This is a genomic window from Brevundimonas sp., from assembly GCF_032055285.1.
Classification (GTDB): Bacteria; Pseudomonadota; Alphaproteobacteria; order Caulobacterales; family Caulobacteraceae; genus Brevundimonas.
In genome coordinates this window covers 39033-61947 of the sequence record NZ_DAMBRE010000012.1, presented here as the reverse complement: position 1 = coordinate 61947, position 22915 = coordinate 39033, and the positions used below count along the sequence as shown (strand labels likewise).

Here is a 22915-nt window from a genome sequence, read left to right as displayed (position 1 = left end):
AGGAGGCCGACGTCCTGGCCGCCTCGGTGTCGCGCTTCCGCACGGGGCAGGCCGCCGCTCCGGTCGCGTCCAAACCGGCGCCGGCCCGCACGCCGCAGCCGGTGGCCCAGACCGTCGCCGCCCTGCGCAGCACCGGCGGCGCCGCGCGCAAGCCGGCCCTGGCCGTGGTCACGGACGGCTGGGAGGAGTTCTGAATCGCGGATGACGACGGCGGGGGCTGACACGGCCCCCGCTTTCGCCTATATGACCGCTCACATCGTTAGACCGGCGTCCAACGGCGTCGTTTCAAGCGGCGGCCCGGACGGACCGCCGCTTTTGTATTTGGACCTGACCCTTGCGCGCCAAGACCGCTGAAGACCGCGCCCTGCTGGAGATGATCGACCCGGTGGCCGAGAGCCTGGGGCTGGCCGTCGTGCGCGTGCGCCTGATGGGCGGCACCCTGCGTCGCCGCCTGCAGATCATGGCCGAGCGCGTGATCGACAACGACATCTCGGTCGAGGAATGCGCCCGCCTGTCGCGCGCCGTGTCGGAAGTGTTCGACGCCGCCGACCCGATCTCGGGCGAATACCTGCTGGAGGTCTCGTCGCCCGGCATCGACCGGCCGCTGACGCGCCTGATGGATTTCGACCTGTTCGAGGGCTATGAGGCCCGCCTGGAAACCGACCGCATGGTCGAGGGTCGCAAGCGCTTCAAGGGAATCCTGGCCGGCGTCGAGGGCGACAATGTCGCCATCGATCTGGACGGCGAGGAGGACACGGCCCTGATCCCCTTCGAGTGGATCGCGGATGCCAAGCTGGTGCTGACCGACGAGCTGCTGAAGCGGGGCGCGGCCCTGCGCGCGGCGCGCGGCGAACCCGAAGACGACGGCCTGCCGGAAGGCGCGGCCGAAGAAGACGAACAAACCACCCCGACCTCGACCAAGGACAAAGCCTGATGGCCGTCACCGGTATTTCCGCCAACCGTCTCGAACTGCTCTCGATCGCCGACGCCGTCGCGCGTGAGAAGAACATCGACAAGGAAATCGTCATCGAGGCGATCGAGGAGGCGATCCAGAAGGGCGCCAAGTCGCGTTACGGCGCCCATCACGACATCCGCGCCAAGATCGACCACAAGACCGGCGAGCTGTCGCTGACCCGCCACGTCACCATCGTGCCCGACGACTGGCAGCCGGAAGACGAGCTGGAAGAGTTCAACGACAGCGCCATGGTGCGCCTGCGCGACGCCTCCAAGCGCGACCCGGAAGCCGAGGTCGGCAAGGAATACATCGAGGTCCTGCCGCCGTTCGAGTTCGGCCGCGTCCAGACCCAGATGGCTCGCCAGGTCGTGACCGGAAAGGTCCGTGAAGCCGAGCGCGCCAACCAGTACGAAGAGTTCAAGGATCGCGTCGGCGAGATCGTCAACGGCACGGTCAAGCGCGTCGAGTACGGCAACACCATCGTCGACCTGGGTCGCGGCGAAGGCATCATGCGCCGCGATCAGTCGATCCCGCGCGAGGTGTTCAACGTCGGCGACCGCGTCCGCACCTACATCTATGACGTCCGTCCCGACGCCAAGGGCCCGCAGGTCATGCTGTCGCGCGCCCACCCGGGCTTCATGGCCAAGCTGTTCGCCCAGGAAGTGCCGGAAGTCTATGACGGCGTGATCGAGATCCGCGCCGCCGCCCGCGACGCCGGTTCGCGCGCCAAGATGGCCGTCCTGTCGAACGACAGCTCGATCGACCCCGTCGGCGCCTGCGTCGGCATGCGCGGCTCGCGCGTGCAGGCGGTCGTCGCCGAACTGCAGGGCGAGAAGATCGACATCATCCAGTGGAACGACGACGAACCCACCTTCATCGTCAACGCCCTGGCTCCGGCTGAAGTGGCCAAGGTGGTCATGGACGAAGAGGCCGACCGCGTCGAAGTCGTGGTGCCGGACGAACAGCTGTCGCTGGCCATCGGCCGTCGCGGCCAGAACGTGCGTCTGGCCTCGCAACTGACCGGCTGGCAGATCGACATCATCACCGAGACGCAGGACTCGGAACGTCGTCAGAAGGAATTCGCCGAGCGGACCGCCCTGTTCCAGGAAGCCCTGGACGTCGATGAGACCATCGCCCAGCTGCTGGTCACCGAAGGCTTCGCCACGGTCGAGGACCTGGCCTTCGTTGAATCCTACGAAGTCTCGGAGATCGAGGGCTTCGACGAGGAAACCGCCGAAGAACTGCAGACCCGCGCCCGCGAATTCCTGGATCGCAAGGCCGCGGAGCTGGACGCCAAGCGCGTGGCCCTGGGCGTCGAAGACGACGTGCTGAACGTTCCGGGCGTGACCGGCGCCATCGCCGTCGCCCTGGGCGAAGGCGGGGTGAAGACGGTCGAAGACCTGGCCGACTTGGCCACCGACGAAATCCGCGGCGGCTATGAAGTGCGCAACGGCGAGCGCGTGAAGGTCGCCGGCGTGCTGGAAAGCTTCAACCTGTCGCAACAGGACGCCGAGCTGCTGATCCTGCAGGCCCGCGTGGCTGCCGGCTGGATCGACGCCTCGGAACTGCCGCAGGTCGAAGAGCCCGAGGCCGAGTATGAGGAAGAAATCTTCGCCGACGCCGGCGAAGACGGCGCCGAAGAGCCGGTCGAAGGCGTTGATGTCGATGCGGAGGTCTTCGCCGAAGACCTCGAGCCGTCGCAAGACTGATGGGAGCCGCAGCCGTCCATGACCCCGAACGAGGCGCTGATCGATAGAGACCGTCAGGACCTGGTGACCCGCCAGGTTCTCGATGAATCTCGCCTGATCCGCTTCGTGCCGGCGCCGGACGGCTCGGTCGCTCCCGACCTGGCGCGCAAGCTGCCCGGCCGCGGCCTCTGGGTCGCCGCCGACCGCGCCTCGATCGAGACGGCGGTGAAGAAGAACCTGTTCGCCCGCTCGGCCAAGGCGCCGTTGAAACCGGCGACGGACCTGGCCGACATGGTCGAGAAGCTGCTGGTTCGGCGTTGTCTGGACCAGCTGGGTCTTGCCCGGCGCGAAGGCGTGCTTATCTCTGGCTTCGAAAAGAGCGCCGCCGCCATTCGCGGCGGGCGCGCGGCCTGGGTCATTGAGGCGGCGGACGGCTCGGCTGACGGTCGCGGCAAGCTTTTGGCCCTGGCGAAACACCCGTCTCCGGCGCCCAAAATCTGCGGCGCGTTCACGGCGGACGATTTGAGTTTGGCCCTTGGGCTGGAAAATGCGATACACGCCGTCCTGCTGCAAGGCGGGCGAGCCGATCGTTGGACCCTGGAGGTCGAACGACTGGCGGGATTTCGGCCTCTGCGTCCAGAGAGCTGGCGCCGGAATGGCCCCGGCGACGGCGCCGAGGACGACCGGGGCGAGGTCCCGGAACGAGAGCCTGAGGCTTTTGGCGGGCGAGGACCTGTTTCCTGACAAGGAAGCGGGACCACGCCCGGCTATGGGTGTTTGACGAGACGATGGCGGAATTCTCCGCCCCGAGTAAAGCGACCGGATGAGCGACGAAAACGACAAGACCGAAGACGGTAAGACCCCTGCCAACGCGCCTTCTCAGACGGGGCCGCGCGCTCCGCTGAGCCTGAAGCCGCGCGCGGCGGGATCGGTCTCGACCGGCACCGTGAAGCAGAGCTTCAGCCATGGACGGTCCAAGACCGTGGTCGTCGAGACGAAGCGTCGCGCCGGCGCTGCGCCCGGACATCAGCGTCCGCAGGGCTTCGACGTGTCGCGTCCGCGCGCCGAGCAGGGCGGAGCCCAGGCGCCGCGCTCAAACGCGCCGCGTCCGGCCGGCGGAGGCCTGTCGGTCGAGGAGCAGGAAGCGCGACGCCGCGCCATCGCCCTGGCCACCCAGGCCCAGGCCGAGCGTGAACGCGCCGCCGTGGCTGAAAAGGCCGCGCGTGAAGCCGCCCAGCGCGATCAGGCCGCCGCTGCCGAGAAGGCCGCTGAAGCCGCTCGCGCCGAAGCCGCCGCCGCCAAGGCCGCAGCCGACGCCGCCCGCGCCGAAGCCGCCAAGCTGACGGCCGCCGCGCCGGCCAAGCCCGCTGCGCCCAAGATTGAACTGCCGAAGGTCGAGCTGCCCAAGCCGATCGTGCCGGCCCCGACGCCTGCGCCGACCCCGGCTCCGGCCCCGCGTCCGGCCGCCCCCGCGCGTCCGGTGGTCAACTTCGGCCAGCGCGCGCCCAAGATCCCGACCGGCCGCGCGCCGATCGAGCGTCCCGCCTTCGGCGGCCGCTCGGCCCGTGAGCAGGCCATGGGCGACGGCGATCGTCCCCAGTCCGACCGTCCGCAGGCTTCGGAGCGTCCGCAAGGCGGCCGCCCGCAAGGCGATCGTCCGCAGGGCGGCCGTCCGGCCGCCAGCCAGACCGTCCGCTATTCGGCCCTCAACCCGAAACCGGCCCCCGGCGCCGCCCGTCCGGGCGCGGCCCGCACCGGCCCCGGCGGCCGCCCGACTCCGAACCAGCCGCCGGCCACGCCCGATGTGGCCCGTCCCAGCCGCGCGCCCGGCGCCGGCTTCGGCCGTCCGGTCCGTCCCGAGGACGACCGCGACAAGCGCTTCTCGGACGCCGGCAAGGCCGTCAGCCGCACGCGTGGCGAGCCCAAGCGCCGCGAAGGCCGCCTGACCATCCAGTCGGTCGCCGGCGACGGCGACACCGCCGAGCGCATGCGCTCGCTGGCCTCGGTCCGCCGCGCCCGCGAACGCGAGAAGGAAAAACGCAAGGGCGGTTCGACCGATGCGCCGAACCGGCCGCGTGAAGTCGTCATCCCCGACGTCATCACCGTGCAGGAGCTGTCCAACCGGATGGCCGTCCGCGGCGTCGACATCATCAAATTCCTGATGCGTCAGGGCATGATGATGAAGATCAACGACGTGATCGACTCCGACACCGCCGAACTGGTGGCCGAAGAGTTCGGCATGGCCGTCAAGCGCGTGTCGGAATCCGACGTCGAGGAAGGCTTCATCGCCGAGGCCGACGACGAAGGCGCCACCACCCTGCGCGCCCCGGTCGTGGCCATCATGGGCCACGTCGACCACGGCAAGACCTCGCTGCTGGACGCCCTGCGCACGACCGACGTCGCCGGCGGCGAAGCCGGCGGCATCACCCAGCACATCGGCGCCTATCAGGTGCGCCTGGAAGACGGCCAGCGCGTCACCTTCCTGGACACCCCGGGCCACGCCGCCTTCTCGGCGATGCGGGCGCGCGGCGCCAACGTCACCGACATCGTGGTCCTGGTCGTGGCCGCCGACGACGGCGTCATGCCGCAGACGATCGAAGCCATCCGCCACGCCAAGGCCGCCAACGCGCCCCTGATCGTCGCGGTCAACAAGATCGACAAGCCGGACGCCAATGCGCAGAAGGTGGTCAACGAGCTGCTGCAGCACGAAGTCATCGCCGAGAGCCTGGGCGGCGACACCCAGATCATCGAGGTGTCGGCCAAGAACCGCATCAACCTGGACGGCCTGATCAACGCCATCCTGCTGCAGGCCGAGGTCATGGACCTGCGCGCCAACCCGGATCGTTCGGCCGAAGGCGTGGTCATCGAGGCCAAGCTGGACAAGGGCCGCGGCCCGGTCGCCACCGTCCTGGTCAAGCGCGGCACGCTGAAGCGCGGCGACATCGTCGTGGCCGGCTCCGCCTGGGGCAAGGCGCGCGCCCTGCTGGATGAACGCAACGCCCAACTGACCGAAGCCGGTCCTTCCGTCCCAGTCGAGATCCTCGGCCTGTCGGAAGCGCCTTCGCCGGGCGACGTCTTCGCCGTGGTGGAGAGCGAGGCCCGCGCCCGCGAGCTGACGGAATACCGTGAGCGCGTGAAGCGTGAGAAGAGCCAGGTCTCGGGCGGCAGCCTGTCGCTGGCCGACATGATGGCCAAGCTCGGATCGAAGAAGATCAATGAGCTGCCGGTCGTCATCAAGTCCGACGTCCAGGGCTCGGGCGAAGCCATCTCGGCCTCGCTGGAGAAGATGGGCAACGACGAGGTGCGTGCACGCGTCGTCTATTCGGGCGCCGGCGGCATCACCGAGAGCGACGTCAACCTGGCCAAGTCGGCCGGGGCGCCGATCCTCGGCTTCAACGTCCGTGCGTCCAAGCAGGCGCGCGAACTGGCCGACCGTGAAGGCGTCGAGATCCGCTACTACTCGATCATCTACGACCTGCTGGACGACATGAAGGGCGTGCTCTCGGGCATGCTGGCGCCGCTCCAGCGCGAAACCTTCCTCGGCAACGCCAAGGTGCTGCAGGTCTTCGACATCACCAAGGTCGGCAAGATCGCCGGCTGCCGGGTGTCGGAAGGCGTGGTCCGCAAGGGCGCGCGCGTCCGCATCATCCGCGACGACGTGGTGGTGCTGGAACTGGGCGTGCTCAACACGCTCAAGCGCTTCAAGGACGAGGTCAACGAGGTGCCCTCGGGCCAGGAGTGCGGCATGCAGTTCCAGGGCTTCCAGGACATCAAGGAAGGCGACTACATCGAGTGCTTCACCGTCGAAGAGGTCAAGCGCACCCTGGACTAGGGTTCGCCGGACTGACGAAGGCCTCAGGGGCGCGGTTTCGAAAGAGACCGCGCCCCTTGTCTTTTCTGGGCGAGGGTTCACGGCGAGGGCCGATGCCGTTACGGTCCGCCGGTCGCCGGGGGGCGTGTTCCATCGACGGGGTCGCCATGCGCCGCCACATCCTGATTTCGCTTCTTCTGGCCGCCTCCGCCGCGGCGGGGCCGGCCATGGCCGACACCCGCTTCCTGGCCTTTGACGCGCGCGATCGCACGACCCAGGCCCTGACGCGCGGCGTGACCCTGGAAGTCGAACGCGGTCTGTTCGGGGCGACGGCGGTGCGCAACCTCTTCTCCAGCACCTCGCGCGGGTCGGCGCGTTTCACGCCGGGCGGCCCCGACGCCGTGCGCCGCGCCCTGCCGGCGGGGGCGAGCGAGAGCGGGGTCTACGCCATCGTGCAGGAGGGCGACGGGCGCGGCCTGTCGCGCGCCCTCTGCCCCGGGGCCGACGAAGCCTGGGTCGTGGTGGGCCGGGTCAAGGCGGGGCGTCCCATGACCATGCACGCCGTCGGCCGCTGGAGCGACGGCCAGTTCCGCCACTGCGTCCAGCTGAACTACGACTATCGGGGCGAATGGGCGACGCAGCAGGGCGCCAGCCCGGCGCGGGACGCCCCCGTGGCCTACGGGCCGGGCTGAGGCTCTTGGGGCGGTGGCGTTGGGGCGGTTTCTGATTGCGGCCCTGATCGGCCTGCTCGCCGCCCTGTGGACCCTGACCCGACCCGGCGATCCCGACCTCTATCCGGCGCGGTCGGACGAGCCGGGCGTGACCCTCTATCTGCTCGACAACGGCTTCCACACCGACCTGGCCGTGCCGCGCGCCGCCCTGATGGACGGGGGAGGGGCGCTGGCCGAGGCGACGGCGGGGCTCGCCCCTGGCGACTGGGTGCTGGTCGGCTGGGGCGATGCGACCTTCTATGTGGATCAGAGCCCGATCCCGGGGCGGCTGGCCGACGGGGCGCGGGCCTTCTTCAGACCGGGGAACGCCTCGGTCGTGATGCTGGACCCGGAGGCGCGCGATCCGGTGCGGCGGTTCGACGCCGCAGACCGCCAGGCGCTGCGGTTGTCGTCAGCGGGCATGGCGGCCTTGCGGGCGCGGATCGAGGCGTCGCTGGCGCTTGATGCGGCCGGGCGTCCGATCCTGGCGTCGGCGCGGCCCGGCGATGACGCCCGCTTTTTCAAGAGCCGCGAGACCTTCTGGATCGGCCACCTGTGCAACCACTGGACGGCGGAGCTGCTGTCGGCGGCGGGGCTGCCGGTTCGGCCTTTCCGCGCCGTCACCTCGGGCGAGGTGATGCGAACGGCGGCCCGCGCCGAGCAAGGCGCCGCCAAGCTGGACTTGAAGCCCGTCCGCGACTAGACCGCGCCCTTCGCTTTTTCAGCCGGCGTCCGATCCCCGGCGAGCGATGAAGGAGGCGCGCCATGAGCCGCAAGCAACATACCCGCAACGCCACCGGACCCCAGGGCCCGTCGCAGCGCCAGCTGCGCGCCGGCGAACTGATCCGTCACGCCCTGGTGGACGTGCTGCGCGAGCAGGAGATCCACGACGAGGCCCTGCTGGGCGTGTCGATCACCGTAACCGAGGTGCGTTTGTCGCCGGACCTGAAGCACGCCACCTGCTTCGTCGAGCCCCTGGGCGCCGGCGTCGAGGCGGCGGTGACCGCAGGTCATGAGAGCGAGATCATCAAGGCGCTGAACGCCCACGCCAAGTTCCTGCGCGGCCAGCTGGGCCGCCACATCGACATGAAGTTCACGCCTGATCTGCGCTTCCGTCACGACGAGAGCTTCGACGCGGCCAGCCATATTGATCGCCTGTTCGACGACCCGCGCGTCCGCGCCGACGTGGCGCGCGCCGACGAACAGGACGAAGACTGACCCATGGCGCGTCGCAAGAAGGGCGAGATCGTCAACGGCTGGGTCTGCCTGGACAAGCCGTACGAGATGGGCTCGACCGAGGCGGTGACCAAGATCCGTCGCCTGTTCGACGCTCAGAAGGCGGGCCATGCCGGAACGCTGGACCCCCTGGCCTCGGGCATCCTGCCCATCGCCCTGGGCGAGGCGACCAAGACGGTGCCCTTCATGATGGACGCCGAGAAGGTCTATCGCTTCACCATCCACTGGGGCATCTCCACCGACAGCATCGACCGCGAGGGCGAGATCATCGCTCGCTCGGACGTCCGCCCCTCGGTCGAGGCGGTCAAGGCGGCCCTGCCGAATTTCGTCGGCGAGATCGATCAGGCGCCGCCGCAGTTCTCGGCCATCCGCGTCAACGGCGAGCGCGCCTATGATCTGGCGCGCGACGGGGTGCAGTTCGAGCTGGAAACCCGCAAGGTCGTGATCCACGAGGCCGCGGTGACCGACGCCCCGGACGCCGATCACGTCGAGATCACCATGAGGACGGGCAAGGGCGTCTATGTCCGCTCTCTGGCGCGCGACCTGGCCGCCATGCTGGGCGCCGAAGGGCATGTTTCGGCCCTGCGTCGCGAGCGGGTGGGGCCGTTCTCGACCGAGAACGCCGTCACTCTGGATTTTCTCGTCGATCTGGCGCATAAGGGCGCCGCCTTGGAAGGCCTGCTGCCCGTTTCGACCGCTCTGGACGACATCCCGGATCTGGCCGTTTCGGAACAGGACGCCTTCTCGCTGAGGCAGGGACGGCCGATCGTTCTGCTCCCCCGTCAGGTTGAAACCTTGAAGAGCCAGCTATCCGCCGGTTCGCGCACGGTGTCGGCCTTCGTGGGAGAGACCCTGGTCGCGCTCTGCACCCTGCGGGCCGGTCGGCTTGAACCCGACCGCGTTTTCAATCTCCCCTAGCGTTCGTTTTCGAGCGGCGCGACAGGGCTCCAACATGGAGACTCTCGATGTCGATTACGGCTCAACGCAAGAGCGAAGTCATCGCTGACAACGCTCGTTCGGCTGCAGACACCGGCTCGGCCGAGGTCCAGGTCGCGATCCTCTCGGAACGCATCGCCAACCTGACCGAGCACTTCAAGACCCACAAGAAAGACAACCACTCGCGTCGCGGCCTTCTGAAGATGGTCTCGCAGCGTCGTCGTCTTCTTGACCACCTGACCAAGGTTGATCGCGAGCGTTACACCGCTCTGATCACCAAGCTGGGCCTGCGTCGCTAAGGCGGCCGACCGGCAGCGGAAAGATTTCTCGAGGCGCGGGCGGACACGTCCGCGCCTCGTTCCGCACCTAGAGCATTTCCTGTCGGAGCGGCTGTCGTTCGCTTCCGGAACTGCTGACAGTGAGCTTCCTGCGCGCCGCAGGTCTTTAACGGCGCAGACGCGAGGGCCAGGACGGTCCTTGCTCCATCCGCCCGGACGCGATGGCGCGACCGGGTTTTCGGAGACCGAGGGACGGAACAGCCCGAGGCTCCACACACCCCCGCCGGGAATACGCCCGCGGGAGACGAAAGAAGAAAAATGTTCGATATCAAACGCAAGACGATCGAGTGGGCCGGCCGCCCGCTGACGCTGGAAACCGGCCGCATCGCCCGTCAGGCTGACGGCGCCGTGCTGGCGACCTACGGCGAGACCGTGGTCCTGGCCACCGTCGTCTACGGCCGCGCGCCCAAACCGGGCCTGGACTTCTTCCCGCTGACCGTCAACTACCAGGAAAAGACCTTCGCCGCCGGCAAGATCCCGGGCGGCTATTTCAAGCGTGAAGGCCGTCCGAGCGAGAAAGAGACCCTGGTCTCGCGCCTGATCGACCGTCCGATCCGCCCCCTGTTCGTCAAGGGCTTCAAGAACGAGACCCAGGTCGTCGTCACCGTGCTGCAGCACGACATGGAGAACGACCCGGACGTCCTGGGCATGGTCGCCGCCTCGGCCGCCCTGACCATCTCGGGCGTGCCCTTCATGGGCCCGATCGGCGCCGCGCGCGTCGGCCTGATCGACGGCGAGCTGGTGCTGAACCCGGCCATCGACCAGATGGGCGAAAGCGCCCTGGACCTGGTCGTCGCCGGTACGCAAGACGCCCTGATGATGGTCGAATCCGAAGCCAAGGAGCTGTCGGAAGAGAAGATGCTCGAGGCCCTGATGTTCGCACACGCGGGCATGCAGCCGGTGATCGACGCCATCATCGACCTGGCCGAGCACGCCGCCAAGGAGCCGTTCGACTTCCAGGCCGAGGATCACTCGGACGTCGTCGCCTCGATCAAGAAGCTGGTCGGCGAGGACATCAAGGCCGCCTACGCCCATCCGGGCAAGTATGACCGCCGCTCGGGCGTCGACGCGGCCAAGAAGACCGCCGCCGCCGCTCTGGTGAAGACCGACGAGAACCCCGAGGGCGTCGACAGCTCCAAGTTCTCGGCCGCCTTCAAGGAATGCGAAGCCGACGTCCTGCGTCGCGACATCATCGAGAACGCCCACCGCGTCGACGGCCGCGCCCTGGACAAGGTCCGCGCCATCGTCTCGGAAGTCGGCGTCCTGCCGCGCACCCACGGTTCGTCGCTGTTCACGCGCGGCGAAACCCAGGCCCTGGTCGTCGCCACGCTGGGCACCGGCGAGGACGAGCAGTACATCGACAGCCTGCAGGGCACGTACAAAGAGTCCTTCCTGCTGCACTACAACTTCCCCCCCTATTCGGTGGGTGAAGCCGGCCGCATGGGTTCGCCCGGCCGTCGCGAAATCGGTCACGGCAAGCTGGCCTGGCGCGCCATCCGTCCGATGCTGCCGACCAAGGAAGACTTCCCCTACACCATCCGTCTGGTCTCCGAGATCACCGAGTCCAACGGCTCGTCCTCGATGGCCACGGTCTGCGGTTCGTCGCTGGCCCTGATGGACGCCGGCGTGCCGCTGGTCCGTCCGGTCTCGGGCATCGCCATGGGTCTGATCCTGGAGCCGTCGGGCGAGTTCGCCATCCTGTCGGACATCCTGGGTGACGAAGACCACCTGGGCGACATGGACTTCAAGGTCGCGGGCACCTCGGAAGGCATCACCAGCCTTCAGATGGACATCAAGGTCGCCGGCATCACCAAGGAGATCATGGAGCAGGCCCTGACGCAGGCTTCGGCCGGTCGTCTGCACATCCTCGACGAAATGTCGAAGGCCATGGACGCCCCGCGCGCCGAGCTGGGCGAGCACGCGCCGAAGATCGAAACCATCAAGATCCCGGTCGACAAGATCCGTGAAGTGATCGGTTCGGGCGGCAAGGTCATCCGCGAGATCGTCGAGAAGACGGGCGCCAAGATCGACATCGGCGATGACGGCACCATCAAGGTCGCCGCCAACGACCAGGAGAAGATCGACGCCGCCAAGAACTGGATCAACTCCATCGCCGCTGAGCCGGAAATGGGCGCGATCTATACCGGCAAGGTGGTCAAGGTCGTCGACTTCGGCGCCTTCGTGAACTTCTTCGGCGCCAAGGACGGTCTGGTTCACGTGTCTCAGATCGCTCTGGAACGCGTCGCCAACCCGGCCGACGTCCTGTCGGAAGGCCAGGAGGTCAAGGTCAAGTTCCTGGGCTTCGACGACCGCGGCAAGACCAAGCTGTCGATGAAGGTCGTGGACCAGGCCACGGGCGAGGACATCACCGACAAGATCAACGCCGAGCGCGCTGAACGCGGTGAAGCCCCGCTGTCGGAAGACACTGGCGGCCGTCCCAAGGGCGACCGCAACGGCGGCGACCGCGGCCGTCGCCGTCGCGACTAAGACTTGCGGTTGAAATGAAGAAGGCCCCGCTGGAAACAGCGGGGTCTTTTTTTTAGGGCGCTATCGCCCGCGACGCGGTCGCGGGCTGCTTCAGCGCTGTTTCTCCCTCCCCTTCATGGGGAGGGTGGCTGACGCGAAGCGGCAGACGGGTGGGGGCGCTTCGGCAGTTCAAGCGCGGCACCTTGTATCGCCACGCCCACTCCACCCGGTCGCTGCGCGACCACCCTCCCCATGAAGGGGAGGGAGAAGGTCAGCCCGCGCATTCCTTCGGTTTCGTCTCGTCGGCGCCGTACATGGCGCACGACCGGTCGATCTCGCCCTGGATCATGGCGCAGGGGTTGGCGCTGTTGCAGGGCGGGCGGGTCGCGGGACTGACGGCGATGCAGCGCTCGACCAGGCGTTTGGCGCGGGCCTCGCCGATCTCGGCCAGGCAGGAGCCGGGTTCGCCGACGGGCGTGACGACGGGCGTGGCCGCCGGCGCCTCGGGTTCCGGCGCGACGGCTTCCGGCTTGGGTTCGGTCTTGGGTTTGGGCGGGGCGACGGGCGCGGCCTTGTACGGCACGGCGTCGATCGGTTCCTGTGACAGCCTGGTGTCGACGCCGGCGGGCGGCGCCTCGGCGGGCGCGGGCTGAGGCTGGCCGCAAGCGGCGAGCGACAGGGCCAGGAAAGCGGCGAGGGCGGGGCGCATGAGGCAGTCTCCGTTCGCAGAAGACCGCACCATGCCTTGATCGGCCCTCGCGGCCTAGTCCTCGATAATCAGCGGCCGAGGGCAGCCCGTTGCAGGGCGAACAGTTCGCCGCAGCCGATCCCGGCCAGTTCGAACAGGCGGTCGAACTCGGGACGCGAGAAGCCGCGCTTCTCGCCCGTGGCCTGGATCTCGACGATGCCGCCGGCGCCGGTCAGGACGAAGTTGGAATCGGCCTCGGCGGTGGAATCTTCCTCATAGTCGAGGTCCAGCACCGGCAGGTCGTGGAAGATGCCGCAGGAGACGGCCGCAACCTGATCGATGATCGGATTGGTCTTCAGCACGCCTTCGTCGGTCAGGTAGTTGAGGGCCGAAGACATGGCCACCCAGGCGCCGGTGATGGAGGCGGTGCGGGTGCCGCCGTCGGCCTGGATGACGTCGCAGTCGATCAGGACCTGACGCTCGCCGAGCGCCTTGAGGTCGACCACGGCGCGCAGGCTGCGGCCGATCAGGCGCTGGATTTCCTGGGTGCGGCCCGACTGCTTGCCGGCGGCGGCTTCGCGGCGGCCGCGGGTGTGGGTGGCGCGGGGCAGCATGCCGTACTCGGCGGTGACCCAGCCCTGGCCGGTGTTGCGCATCCAGCCCGGCACCTTTTCCTCGACCGAGGCGGTGCACAGGACCTTGGTGTGGCCGAACGTGACCAGGCACGAGCCCTCGGCGTAGCGGTTGACGCCGGTCTCCAGCGTGACGGCGCGGAGTTGTTCGGGGGTGCGTTCAGACGGGCGCATGGGATTTCCTTGGAACCTGGATGGCGCGTGCTTATCCTGAAAGCGTGAGCCTGTATGCCCCCCATCCGTCGCCGTTCGGAAGCGCCCCCGCTGGCCTGGGGACGCTGGACGCCCGTGCGCGTGACATCTTCCGTCGCATCGTCGAGACCTATCTGGAGACGGGCGAGCCGGTCGGGTCGCGCACCATTTCGCGTGGCGGGCTGGCCCTGTCGCCGGCCTCGATCCGCAACACCATGCATGACCTGACGCTGGCGGGCCTGCTGGCCTCGCCGCATGCGTCGGCGGGGCGGGTGCCGACCCACGCGGGTCTGCGCCTGTTCGTCGACGGTCTTCTGGAGGTCGGCGACATCGGTCAGGACGAGCGGCGCGAGATCGACGCGCGGCTGGCGGGCAAGGGGCGCAATTTCGAAGAGGCGTTGGACGCCGCCAGCAACCTGTTGTCCGGTCTGGCCGGCGGCGCCGGCATTGTCGCCAGCCCGGTGCGGGACGCGGGCGTGAAGCACGTCGAGTTCGTGGCCCTGGGCCATGATCAGGCCCTGGCGGTGCTGGTCGGCGACGACGGCACGGTCGAGAACCGGCTGATGCCCCTGTCGGCGGGAGTGACGCCCTCGACGCTGTCCGAGGCCTCCAACTTCCTCAACGCCCGGCTGAAGGGCCGCCCCCTGGCCGAGGCGCGCACCGAGATGAGCGCCGAACTGGACGCCGCCCGGCATGAACTGAACGCCGCCGCCGCCCGTCTGGTCGAGGACGGTCTGGCGGCCTGGTCCGGTGGGGGCGAGCGCGACCGGGCCCTGATCGTGCGCGGCCGCGCCAACCTGTTGCAGGACGCGCAAGCCGTCGAGGATCTGGAGCGGGTCCGCGTCCTGTTCGACGATCTGGAGCAGAAGGAACAGCTGATCGGCCTGCTGGACGGGGTCGGCGCGGCGCAAGGCGTGCGCATCTTCATCGGCGCCGAAACACGCTTGTTTTCGCTTTCGGGTTCCGCCGTGATCGCGGCGCCCTATATGACGGGTCGGCAGCGGATGCTGGGCGCCATCGGCGTCATCGGCCCTGCAAGACTGAACTATGCCCGTGTCATCCCGTTGGTGGACTATACCGCCCGGGTGCTGGGCCGGATTCTGGACGGACAAGAGACGTGAACGACATCAACGACGAGACCCGGGACCAACTCGAGCAGGACATGGGAGAGGCCGCCATCGACGCCGCGCAGGAAGCCGCCGAAGACGGCGACATGGCCGTGGTCGACGCCCTGATCGCCGAGCGCGACCAGTGGAAGGACCGCGCCCTGCGCGCCGTGGCCGACGCCGAGAACATCAAGCGCCGCGCCGAAACGCAACAGAACGACGCCCGGGCCTACGCCATCCAGCGCTTCGCCAAGGACCTGCTGAGCGTGGCCGACACCCTGGAGCGCGGCTTGCTGTCGGCGCCAAAGGACGCCGAGGGCCCCGCCGCCGCCATGGTCACGGGCCTGGAGCTGACCCAGAAGTCCCTGCTGTCGGCCTTTGAGTCCAACGGCCTGACGCGCGTCGCGCCCGAGCCGGGCGAGGCCTTCGACCCGCACCTGCATCAGGCGGTGATGGAGCAGCCCTCGGACAGCGTGCCCGGCGGCACGGTGATCCAGACCCTGCAACCGGGCTACGCCCTGTTCGGCCGCACCGTCCGCGCCGCCATGGTGGCGGTCGCCGCCAAGGGGTCGGGCCCGAGCGGCGGCGCCTATTCGGAAGCCAATACGACCGGCGGGAATTTCGACGCCAAGGCGTGATGAGTCTTTAAGCTGAAACGACGACGGCCCGGCGCAGACGCTCCGGGCCGTTTTCAATGGCTCTGAGCCTCCCCCTCGAGGGGGAAGGGAGGTTATTTCAAGCGGGCCTCGAAAAACGCCAGCAGGCGTCGCCAGCCGTCCTTCGCGTCCGCCTCGCGATAGCTGGCGCGGTAGTCGGCGTGGAAGCCGTGCGGGGCGTCGTCGTAGAGGATGATCTGGCTGTCGGTCTTGCCGGCGGCAGTCAGGGCCGCGCGCATGGCCTCGACGCTGGCGACCGGGATGCCGCCGTCCTGACCGCCGTAGAGGCCGAGCACCGGGGCTTTGAGATCGGCCGCCAGGTCGACCGGCCAGGGGCGGCCCGCCGTCTTCTGCTCGTCAGTGGCCGTGGCGGCGGGGGCCAGACGGCCGTACCAGGCCACTCCGGCGTCGAGGACGGCGAAGCGGGCGCAGGCCTGCCACACCACCTTGCCGCCCCAACAGTAGCCGGTGATCCCGACCTTGTCCGGGTTGGCCCAGGCTTGCAGGCCGATCCACTCCAGGGTCGCGCCCACGTCGCCCATGACCTGTTCGTATCCGGCGGCCCCGACGATGGCCATGATGGCCGACATGTCGCTGAGCGGGGCCGGGTCGGCCTTGCGCACGAAGAAGGCCGGGGCGACGGCGGCGTAGCCGGCCTTGGCCAGGCGGCGGCAGATGTCGCGGATGTATTCGTGCACGCCGAAGATCTCGGACACGACGATGACGACGGGGAAGGGGCCTTCGCCCTCGGGCCGGGCCACATAGGCAGGCAGTTCGAAGCCGTCGGGCGCCGGGAAGGAGACGGTGTGGGCGATCAGGCCGGCGCCGTCAGTGGTCACGGGGCTGGCCGACTGGCTAAGGGCGGCGGGGGCGTAGGCGGCGAAGGCGACGCCCCCGAGGGCCGCGACCCCCAGGCTGCGGCGGCTGGGGGCGATCTGGTCGGGGCTCAGGCCCTCGGGCCGGGTGATCAGGGTCATCGCGTGTCTCCGCCTGTTTGAGGGCGCGACTGTGACCCGGCTTTCAGTCTCACGTCGAGTCCCGATCAGCGCGCCCGGCGCAGGGTCAGATTGATGCGCCCGCCGCCGGGCACCAGTTGTGAAGAACCCGCCAGAAGCCGGTCGATCCCGTGCCGGGCCAGCCGGGCGGGTCCGGTCAGGGCGCAGACATCGCCCGAGGCCAGCTTCAGGCTCTGGGTCCTGCCGCCCTCGGCGGGGCCTATGCGGAAGACCGCCGTATCCCCCAGCGACACCGACAGGACCGGGGCGGTCAGGTCAGCCTCGTCGCGATCTTGATGCAGGCCCATCTTCGCCTCATGGCGATAGAGGTTGACCAGACAGGCGTCGGGCGGGGCGGGCCAGCCGGTCAGGTTGTCCCACAGGTCGAGCAGGGCTTGCGGCATCGGCGGCCAGGGCTGGTCAGTGAGCGGATGCGTCGGCTGATAGCGATAGCCCGCTCGATCCGAGACCCAGGCCAGCGGCCCCATCCCTGTCATCTCGACCGAAAAGGGCCGCCCGCCCGGAGTGGTCGGGCGATAGAAGGGGGCCGTTTCCGCCGCCGCCAGCACCTGATCCAGCAGGGCCCTCTGCGCCGCCGCGTCGAGCGCGCCCGGCCACAGGCGAAAGCCGGGCAGGCCGGTCGGGGTTTCGCGAAAGACGGGGCGGTTCATGGCCCTCACTTAAGACCCTTCTCCCGATGGGAGAAGGTGGCCGAAGGGCCGGATGAGGGTTCCCGCTGTCCATCGGCGCAAGCCGTCGCAAGGCCCATCGCCACGGCTTTCGCCGACTGACACCTTCGCCCCTCACCCTTTCGCCGCACGGATCGCCTTCGGCTCTCCGAGGCTCAAGCCCTCTCCCACCGGGAGAGGGTCCATGCGAGGAAACTCAACCGAATCCGGTCCGAACCGCACGAAACCCTTGCAGCCCCTGCGGTCTTTCCCATATCCGGGCCAGTCTGGAAGAAACCCCGAAGTTGCTGGGGCTTTCGACCGCAACCATTCAACCCGCCCGACCGGACGACCGGAACGGCTTTCAGCCCAACTGGGGGCGGTCACGCGCGGCGCTTTTCGAAGGCCGCCGCATCGCCCGCCGCAAGGAGTGAAAAGACAAGCTCATGGCCAAGATTATCGGCATCGACCTCGGCACGACCAACTCGTGCGTCGCCGTCATGGACGGCAAGAACCCCAAGGTCATCGAGAACGCCGAAGGCAACCGCACGACCCCGTCCGTCGTGGCGATCCAGGACAGCGGCGAAGTGCTCGTCGGCCAGCCTGCGCGTCGCCAGGCGGTGACGAACCCGACCAACACCTTCTTCGCCATCAAGCGCCTGATCGGCCGCAATTTCGATGACCCGGTGGTGGCCAAGGACAAGGGCATGGTGCCCTACGAGATCGTCAAGGGCCCGAACGGCGACGCCTGGGTGCGCGCCCACGGCAAGGACTATTCGCCCCAGCAGGTCTCGGCCTTCACCCTCGGCAAGATGAAGGAGGCCGCAGAGGCCTACCTCGGCGAGACCGTGACCCAGGCCGTCATCACCGTTCCGGCCTATTTCAACGACGCCCAGCGTCAGGCGACCAAGGACGCCGGCAAGATCGCCGGCCTGGAAGTCCTGCGCATCATCAACGAGCCGACCGCGGCCGCCCTGGCCTATGGCCTGGAGAAGAACGACGGTCAGAAGATCGCCGTCTATGACCTGGGCGGCGGCACGTTCGACGTCTCGATCCTGGAGATCGGCGACGGCGTCTTCGAGGTGAAGTCGACCAACGGCGACACCTTCCTGGGCGGTGAGGACTTCGACCTGCGTCTGGTCGACTACCTGGCCGACGAGTTCAAGAAGGAGCAGAGCGTCGATCTGCGGACCGACAAGCTGGCCCTGCAGCGCCTGAAGGAAGAGGCCGAGAAGGCCAAGAAGGAGCTGTCCTCGACGTCGCAGTACGAGGTCAACCTGCCCTTCATCACCATGAACGCCTCGGGCCCGCTGCACCTGAACATCAAGCTGTCGCGCGCCAAGCTGGAAGCCCTGGTCGACGACCTGATCCAGCGCACGATCGAGCCCTGCAAGAAGGCCCTGGCCGACGCCGGTCTGAAGGCCGGCGACATCGACGAAGTCGTCCTGGTCGGCGGCATGACCCGCATGCCCAAGGTCGTGGAAGCCGTGAAGGCCTTCTTCGGCAAGGAGCCGCACAAGGGCGTCAACCCTGACGAAGTCGTGGCCCTGGGCGCCGCCGTTCAGGCCGGCGTGCTGCAAGGCGACGTCAAGGACGTGCTGCTGCTGGACGTGACCCCGCTGACCCTGGGCATCGAAACCCTGGGCGGCGTCTTCACCCCGCTGATCGAGCGCAACACCACCATCCCGACCAAGAAGAGCCAGGTCTTCTCGACCGCCGACGACAACCAGTCGGCCGTGACGATCCGGGTCTTCCAGGGCGAGCGCCCGATGGCCGCCGACAACAAGGTCCTGGGTCAGTTCGACCTGATGGGCATTCCGCCGGCGCCGCGCGGCATGCCGCAGATCGAGGTCGCCTTCGACATCGACGCCAACGGCATCGTCCACGTCACCGCCAAGGACAAGGCGACCAACAAGGAGCAGTCGATCCGCATCCAGGCCAACGGCGGCCTGTCGGACGCGGACATCGACAAGATGGTCAAGGAAGCCGAAGCCAACGCCGCCGCCGACAAGGTCCGCAAGGAGCTGGTCGAGGCCCAGAACGGCGCCGACAGCCTGGTCCATTCGACCGAGAAGGCCCTGTCGGAACACGGCGACAAGATCGACGACGCGACCAAGGCAAGCATCCAGTCGGCCCTGGACGACCTGAAGTCGGCCAAGGAAGGTTCGGACCCGGAAGTCATCCGCGAGAAGACCAACACCCTGGCCCAGGCCTCGATGAAGCTGGGCGAGGCCATGTACGCCGCCCAGCAGGGCGCCGGTGAAGACGGCGCGTCGGAGGCTCCGGCCGACGACGGCGTGGTCGACGCCGAGTTCGAGGAAGTCTCGGACGCCGACGACGACAAGAAGAACGCGTAACGAAACGCGACTGAAGACGACCGGCCCCGCTTGCCAGACGGCAGGCGGGGCCGTTTCATAAAACTTGCATCATTCGACCGGGCGCCCATGTCAGCAGACATGACCGCCGGGTCATCCGCGAACGCACGATCTCCGGCTCAACAGGGACGGCGGGCGCGATGGGAAAGTAAGAGGACGAACGCCTGATGGCGCAGCGTGACTATTACGAAATTCTGGGGGTCGAGCGGACCATCGACGCGGCGGGCCTGAAATCGGCCTATCGCAAGCTGGCCATGATCCACCACCCGGACCGCAACGGCGGCTCGGAGGAATCCCTCGCCCAGTTCAAGGAGATCTCCGAGGCCTATACGGTGCTGTCGGACGATCAGAAGCGCGCGGCCTATGACCGGTTCGGTCATGCGGGCGTGAACGGCGGCGCCGGCGGCGGCGACCCGTTCGGACGCGGCGGGGGGCAGGGCTTCCACGACATCAACGACATCTTCTCCCAGGTCTTCGGCGACGCCTTCGGCGACGCGTTCGGCGGCCGGGGCGGGCGTCAGCAGCAGGGCGGTCCGCGTCGCGGCTCGGACCTGCGCTACGACCTCGAGATCACGCTGGAGCAGGCCTACAAGGGCGCCGAGGTCGAGATTTCGGTCCCCACCACCATGACCTGCGAGGTCTGCGACGGTTCGGGCGCCAAGGCCGGGACCAAGCCCAGCATCTGCTCCACCTGCGGCGGCGCCGGGCGCGTGCGTCAGGCCAACGGCTTCTTCCAGGTCGAACGCACCTGCCCCCGCTGTGGCGGCTCGGGCGAGATGATCGCCGACCCCTGCGGGACCTGTCACGGCCACGGCCAGGTCCGCAAGAACCGCCAGCTCAGCCTCAAGATCCCGGCCGGCGTCGACGACGGCTCGCGCATCCGCCTGTCGGGCGAGGGCGAGGCCGGTCAGCGCGGCGGCCCGCGCGGCGACCTCTATGTCTTCCTGTCGGTGCACGATCACGAACTGTTCGAGCGCGACAACCTGGACCTGCTGGTCACGGTGCCGGTGCCGATGACGGTGGCGGCGCTGGGCGGCGTGGTCGACGCCCCCTGCCTGGTGTCCGAGGCCTGCGACGGCAAGTGCAAGGCCACGGTCGAGGTGCCGGCCGGCGCCCAGACGGGCAAGACCGTCCGCATCAAGGGCAAGGGCATGCCCCACCTGAACGGTCGCCAGCGCGGCGACCTGGTGGTCGAGCTGTTCGTCGAGACCCCGACGGATCTGACCCCGCGTCAGAAGGAGCTGATGCAGGAACTGGCCGCCTCGTTCGGCGAGAGCCAGAACCCGCGCAACACCAGCTTCGCCGGCAAGGCCAAGCGTTTCTGGGCCGACATCCTGGGCGGCGACGCCGATACTCCGAAAGAAACCGCGTGAGCGACATCTTCCACGCCGGCATCTCCGGCGCCCGGGGCCGCATGGGCCGCGCCGTTTCACAGGTTCTGGACGCCCGTGAGGACGTGGTGGTCGCCGCCCGTTTCGATCGCGGTGAGACGCCCGACCTGAACCTGTGCGACGTCGTGATCGACTTTTCGACGCCGGAGGCCTCGGTCGATCTGGCCCGGGCCTGCGCCGAGCGCGGCGGTCCGGCCCTGGTCATCGGCTCCACCGGCCTGTCGCCGGAACAGGATGCGGCGCTGGAGGCGGCGGCGGAGAAGATCGCCATCGTCCGCAGCGGCAACTTCTCTCTGGGCCTCAACATCCTGATCGGTCTGGTCGAGCACGCGGCCCAGCGACTGGACGGGCGCGATTGGGACATCGAGGTGCTGGAGACCCATCACCGGCGCAAGGTGGACGCCCCTTCGGGCACAGCCTTGATGCTGGGGGAGGCCGCCGCCAACGGCCGGGGTCGTGATCTGGAAGACCTGAAAACCGCCCCCTATGACGGCATCACCGGCCCGCGCGAGCCGGGCAAGATCGGCTTTGCGTCTTTGCGCGCCGGCGGCGTCATCGGCGAGCATACGGTCCTGTTCGGGTCGGACGACGAACTGCTGACCCTGTCGCACTCGGCCATCGACCGGTCGCTGTTCGCCAAGGGCGCGGTGGCCGCGGCCGCCTGGGTGCGCAATCGCCGCCCCGGCCTCTATGACATGCAGGACGTGCTGGGCTTCCGTCAGGCCTGACAGGCATGACCCGTGACGGCGCCAGCTACGGCATGACCCTGCGGGTTGCGTCGGCCCTCAGCTTCTCCCTGATGTACGCCCTGATGAAATGGGCGGCGACGCTGGAGCCTGTCTCGGCGGGTGAGATGGTCTTCTACCGTTCGATCTTCGGCCTGCCGGTCGTGCTGTTCTGGGTTCTGAACAGCGGCGGCGGGTGGGCGGCGATCTCGACCCGGCGGCCCCTGGTGCATCTGTGGCGCTGCGCGCTGGGGGTGACGGGCATCCTGCTGATCTTTCAGGGGTTGCGGCTTCTGCCCCTGGCCGACGCCACCACCATCGGCTTCACGGCGCCCATCTTCGCCACCCTGCTGTCCATCCTCGTCCTGAAGGAAAAGGTCGGGCGCCATCGCTGGACGGCGGTGGTCGTGGGCTTCCTCGGGGTTCTGGTCATGGTGCGGCCCGGCGCCGAGGGGGCGCCGCCGCTGACCGGATTGCTGTTCGCGCTCGGCGGCGCCTTCGTGGCCGCTTCGGTCACGGTCACCCTGCGCCAGCTGGGCAAGACGGAGAAGGCGACCGCCATCGTCTTCTGGTTCTTCGTCGCCTGCGCCCTGGCGGGCGGGGCGCTGGCCCTGGTGGATGGCCATAGCCACACCTGGCCGGTCCTGGCCGTTCTTGCGGCCGGGGGGCTGGCGGGCGGGTTGGCCCAGCTGCTGATGACCAGCTCGCTGCAGCACGCCCCGGTTTCGGCCCTGGCGCCGCTGGACTATCTGCAGATGGTCGGGGCCGTGGTTCTGGGGTGGCTGTTGTTGCGTGACGCGCCGACGACGGCGACTTTGGCGGGCGCCGCCCTGATCGCGGGCAGCGGTCTTTACACCGCCTGGCGCGAGCGCGTGCTGAGACGCGAGATCACGCCGCCCTCGTCCAACGCCTCGGTCTGAGGCGACGCAGCCGCAAGACAGCCTGCCATGGCCTGTCGCCACAGATCCAGGCGGGACGAGCGCTCGGCGATAAGGGCGTCCAGCGCGACGGCTGTCGAGGGAAGGCTTCGAGGCGCGATCATGCCCCAGATCGGGAAGGCGCGACGGGCGATGCGTTCGCGCGCCAGCACGACGATGTCGTCATGTCGCTGATCGAAATGCAGATGCAGCATCAGGATGTCGAGCGCGGTCGGACTGCCTTCCAGCAACTGGATGAAAACCCCGTCTCTGAGGGCCAGGGCGCCGGTGATGCCGACCTGGGCGTTGCGAAAGGCCGAGACGTGAACGATGTCGGCGACCTGCTCGTCAGCCTGCTCTGGCGCCAGTCGGGCGCGGCTGCAGTAGACGAGCTGATCCAGGGTGTTCATGCCGCCATGCTATATCGAAC

General features: G+C 68.6%; 22 protein-coding genes. 17 read left to right on the top strand and 5 right to left on the bottom strand.

Annotation, left to right across the window (positions count from 1 at the left end):
• From RTY13_RS17015 to pnp, 11 genes are all read left to right on the top strand, one after another.
• The coding region (locus RTY13_RS17015) for a hypothetical protein (RefSeq protein WP_312785282.1) at positions 1–194 on the top strand (194 nt) is incomplete at its 5' end.
• Positions 195–334: 140 nt separating this feature from the next.
• Positions 335–934 (top strand): ribosome maturation factor RimP, encoded by a 600-nt coding sequence (gene rimP, locus RTY13_RS17010; RefSeq protein ID WP_312785280.1) that lies wholly within the window; start codon positions 335–337, stop codon positions 932–934.
• Positions 934–2664, top strand: a complete 1731-nt coding sequence (gene nusA, locus RTY13_RS17005; RefSeq protein ID WP_312785278.1) for a transcription termination factor NusA — start codon at positions 934–936, stop codon at positions 2662–2664. Before rimP ends, nusA begins: the two co-directional genes overlap by 1 nt.
• 18 nt (positions 2665–2682) lie before the next feature.
• Positions 2683–3387 carry an RNA-binding protein gene (locus tag RTY13_RS17000; protein WP_312785276.1) on the top strand — a complete coding sequence of 235 codons (705 nt, stop codon included), beginning with the start codon at positions 2683–2685 and terminating at the stop codon, positions 3385–3387.
• Positions 3388–3466: 79 nt separating this feature from the next.
• Entirely contained in the window at positions 3467–6475 is a 3009-nt protein-coding gene (infB, locus tag RTY13_RS16995; RefSeq protein WP_312785274.1) for a translation initiation factor IF-2, read from the top strand.
• A 146-nt stretch (positions 6476–6621) separates the two neighbouring features.
• The gene (locus RTY13_RS16990; protein ID WP_312785272.1) at positions 6622–7146 is read left to right on the top strand and encodes a hypothetical protein; all 525 of its coding nucleotides are present in this window, start codon (positions 6622–6624) and stop codon (positions 7144–7146) included.
• 19 nt (positions 7147–7165) lie between these two features.
• On the top strand, positions 7166–7867 hold the full coding sequence (locus RTY13_RS16985) for a DUF2459 domain-containing protein (RefSeq protein WP_312785270.1): 702 nt from the start codon (positions 7166–7168) through the stop codon (positions 7865–7867).
• 62 nt (positions 7868–7929) lie between these two features.
• A complete protein-coding gene (gene rbfA / locus RTY13_RS16980; RefSeq protein ID WP_312785263.1) occupies positions 7930–8382 on the top strand; it encodes a 30S ribosome-binding factor RbfA in 453 nt (150 codons plus the stop codon).
• Between the two features lie 3 nt (positions 8383–8385).
• On the top strand, positions 8386–9318 hold the full coding sequence (gene truB / locus RTY13_RS16975; protein WP_312785262.1) for a tRNA pseudouridine(55) synthase TruB: 933 nt from the start codon (positions 8386–8388) through the stop codon (positions 9316–9318).
• Positions 9319–9365: 47 nt separating this feature from the next.
• Positions 9366–9635 (top strand): 30S ribosomal protein S15, encoded by a 270-nt coding sequence (rpsO, locus tag RTY13_RS16970; protein WP_312785260.1) that lies wholly within the window; start codon positions 9366–9368, stop codon positions 9633–9635.
• A 297-nt stretch (positions 9636–9932) separates the two neighbouring features.
• Complete coding sequence (gene pnp / locus RTY13_RS16965; protein ID WP_312785259.1) at positions 9933–12161, top strand: polyribonucleotide nucleotidyltransferase; 2229 nt, start codon at positions 9933–9935, stop codon at positions 12159–12161.
• 250 nt (positions 12162–12411) lie between these two features.
• Here pnp and RTY13_RS16960 read toward each other — a convergent pair whose 3' ends face one another.
• Positions 12412–12849, bottom strand: coding sequence for a hypothetical protein (locus RTY13_RS16960; RefSeq protein ID WP_312785258.1), 438 nt, complete (start codon positions 12847–12849; stop codon positions 12412–12414).
• Between the two features lie 68 nt (positions 12850–12917).
• Positions 12918–13634 carry a ribonuclease PH gene (gene rph, locus RTY13_RS16955; RefSeq protein WP_312785257.1) on the bottom strand — a complete coding sequence of 239 codons (717 nt, stop codon included), beginning with the start codon at positions 13632–13634 and terminating at the stop codon, positions 12918–12920.
• A gap of 50 nt (positions 13635–13684) precedes the next feature.
• Between rph and hrcA the strand changes: the two genes are divergently transcribed.
• Together hrcA and grpE are read left to right on the top strand one after the other, a co-directional pair.
• Positions 13685–14773 carry a heat-inducible transcriptional repressor HrcA gene (gene hrcA, locus RTY13_RS16950; protein ID WP_409450330.1) on the top strand — a complete coding sequence of 363 codons (1089 nt, stop codon included), beginning with the start codon at positions 13685–13687 and terminating at the stop codon, positions 14771–14773.
• Positions 14774–14814: 41 nt separating this feature from the next.
• Positions 14815–15396: a nucleotide exchange factor GrpE gene (grpE, locus tag RTY13_RS16945; RefSeq protein ID WP_409450329.1), complete on the top strand. Its 582-nt coding sequence runs from the start codon at positions 14815–14817 to the stop codon at positions 15394–15396.
• A gap of 92 nt (positions 15397–15488) precedes the next feature.
• Here grpE and RTY13_RS16940 read toward each other — a convergent pair whose 3' ends face one another.
• Both RTY13_RS16940 and RTY13_RS16935 read right to left on the bottom strand, forming a co-directional pair.
• Complete coding sequence (locus tag RTY13_RS16940) at positions 15489–16391, bottom strand: dienelactone hydrolase family protein (RefSeq protein ID WP_312785254.1); 903 nt, start codon at positions 16389–16391, stop codon at positions 15489–15491.
• 65 nt (positions 16392–16456) lie between these two features.
• Entirely contained in the window at positions 16457–17080 is a 624-nt protein-coding gene (locus tag RTY13_RS16935) for an alpha-ketoglutarate-dependent dioxygenase AlkB (RefSeq protein WP_312785253.1), read from the bottom strand.
• Between the two features lie 443 nt (positions 17081–17523).
• Between RTY13_RS16935 and dnaK the strand changes: the two genes are divergently transcribed.
• From dnaK to RTY13_RS16915, 4 genes are all read left to right on the top strand, one after another.
• Positions 17524–19434, top strand: a complete 1911-nt coding sequence (gene dnaK / locus RTY13_RS16930) for a molecular chaperone DnaK (RefSeq protein ID WP_312785252.1) — start codon at positions 17524–17526, stop codon at positions 19432–19434.
• A 185-nt stretch (positions 19435–19619) separates the two neighbouring features.
• Positions 19620–20825 (top strand): molecular chaperone DnaJ, encoded by a 1206-nt coding sequence (gene dnaJ / locus RTY13_RS16925; RefSeq protein ID WP_312785250.1) that lies wholly within the window; start codon positions 19620–19622, stop codon positions 20823–20825.
• Positions 20822–21571, top strand: a complete 750-nt coding sequence (gene dapB / locus RTY13_RS16920; RefSeq protein ID WP_312785248.1) for a 4-hydroxy-tetrahydrodipicolinate reductase — start codon at positions 20822–20824, stop codon at positions 21569–21571. The genes dnaJ and dapB overlap by 4 nt, the downstream gene beginning before the upstream one ends.
• A 5-nt stretch (positions 21572–21576) precedes the next feature.
• The gene (locus RTY13_RS16915) at positions 21577–22488 is read left to right on the top strand and encodes a DMT family transporter (protein ID WP_312785246.1); all 912 of its coding nucleotides are present in this window, start codon (positions 21577–21579) and stop codon (positions 22486–22488) included.
• Here RTY13_RS16915 and RTY13_RS16910 read toward each other — a convergent pair.
• Complete coding sequence (locus RTY13_RS16910; RefSeq protein WP_312785245.1) at positions 22419–22895, bottom strand: BLUF domain-containing protein; 477 nt, start codon at positions 22893–22895, stop codon at positions 22419–22421. The genes RTY13_RS16915 and RTY13_RS16910 overlap by 70 nt on opposite strands.
• Positions 22896–22915: the final 20 nt, after the last annotated feature.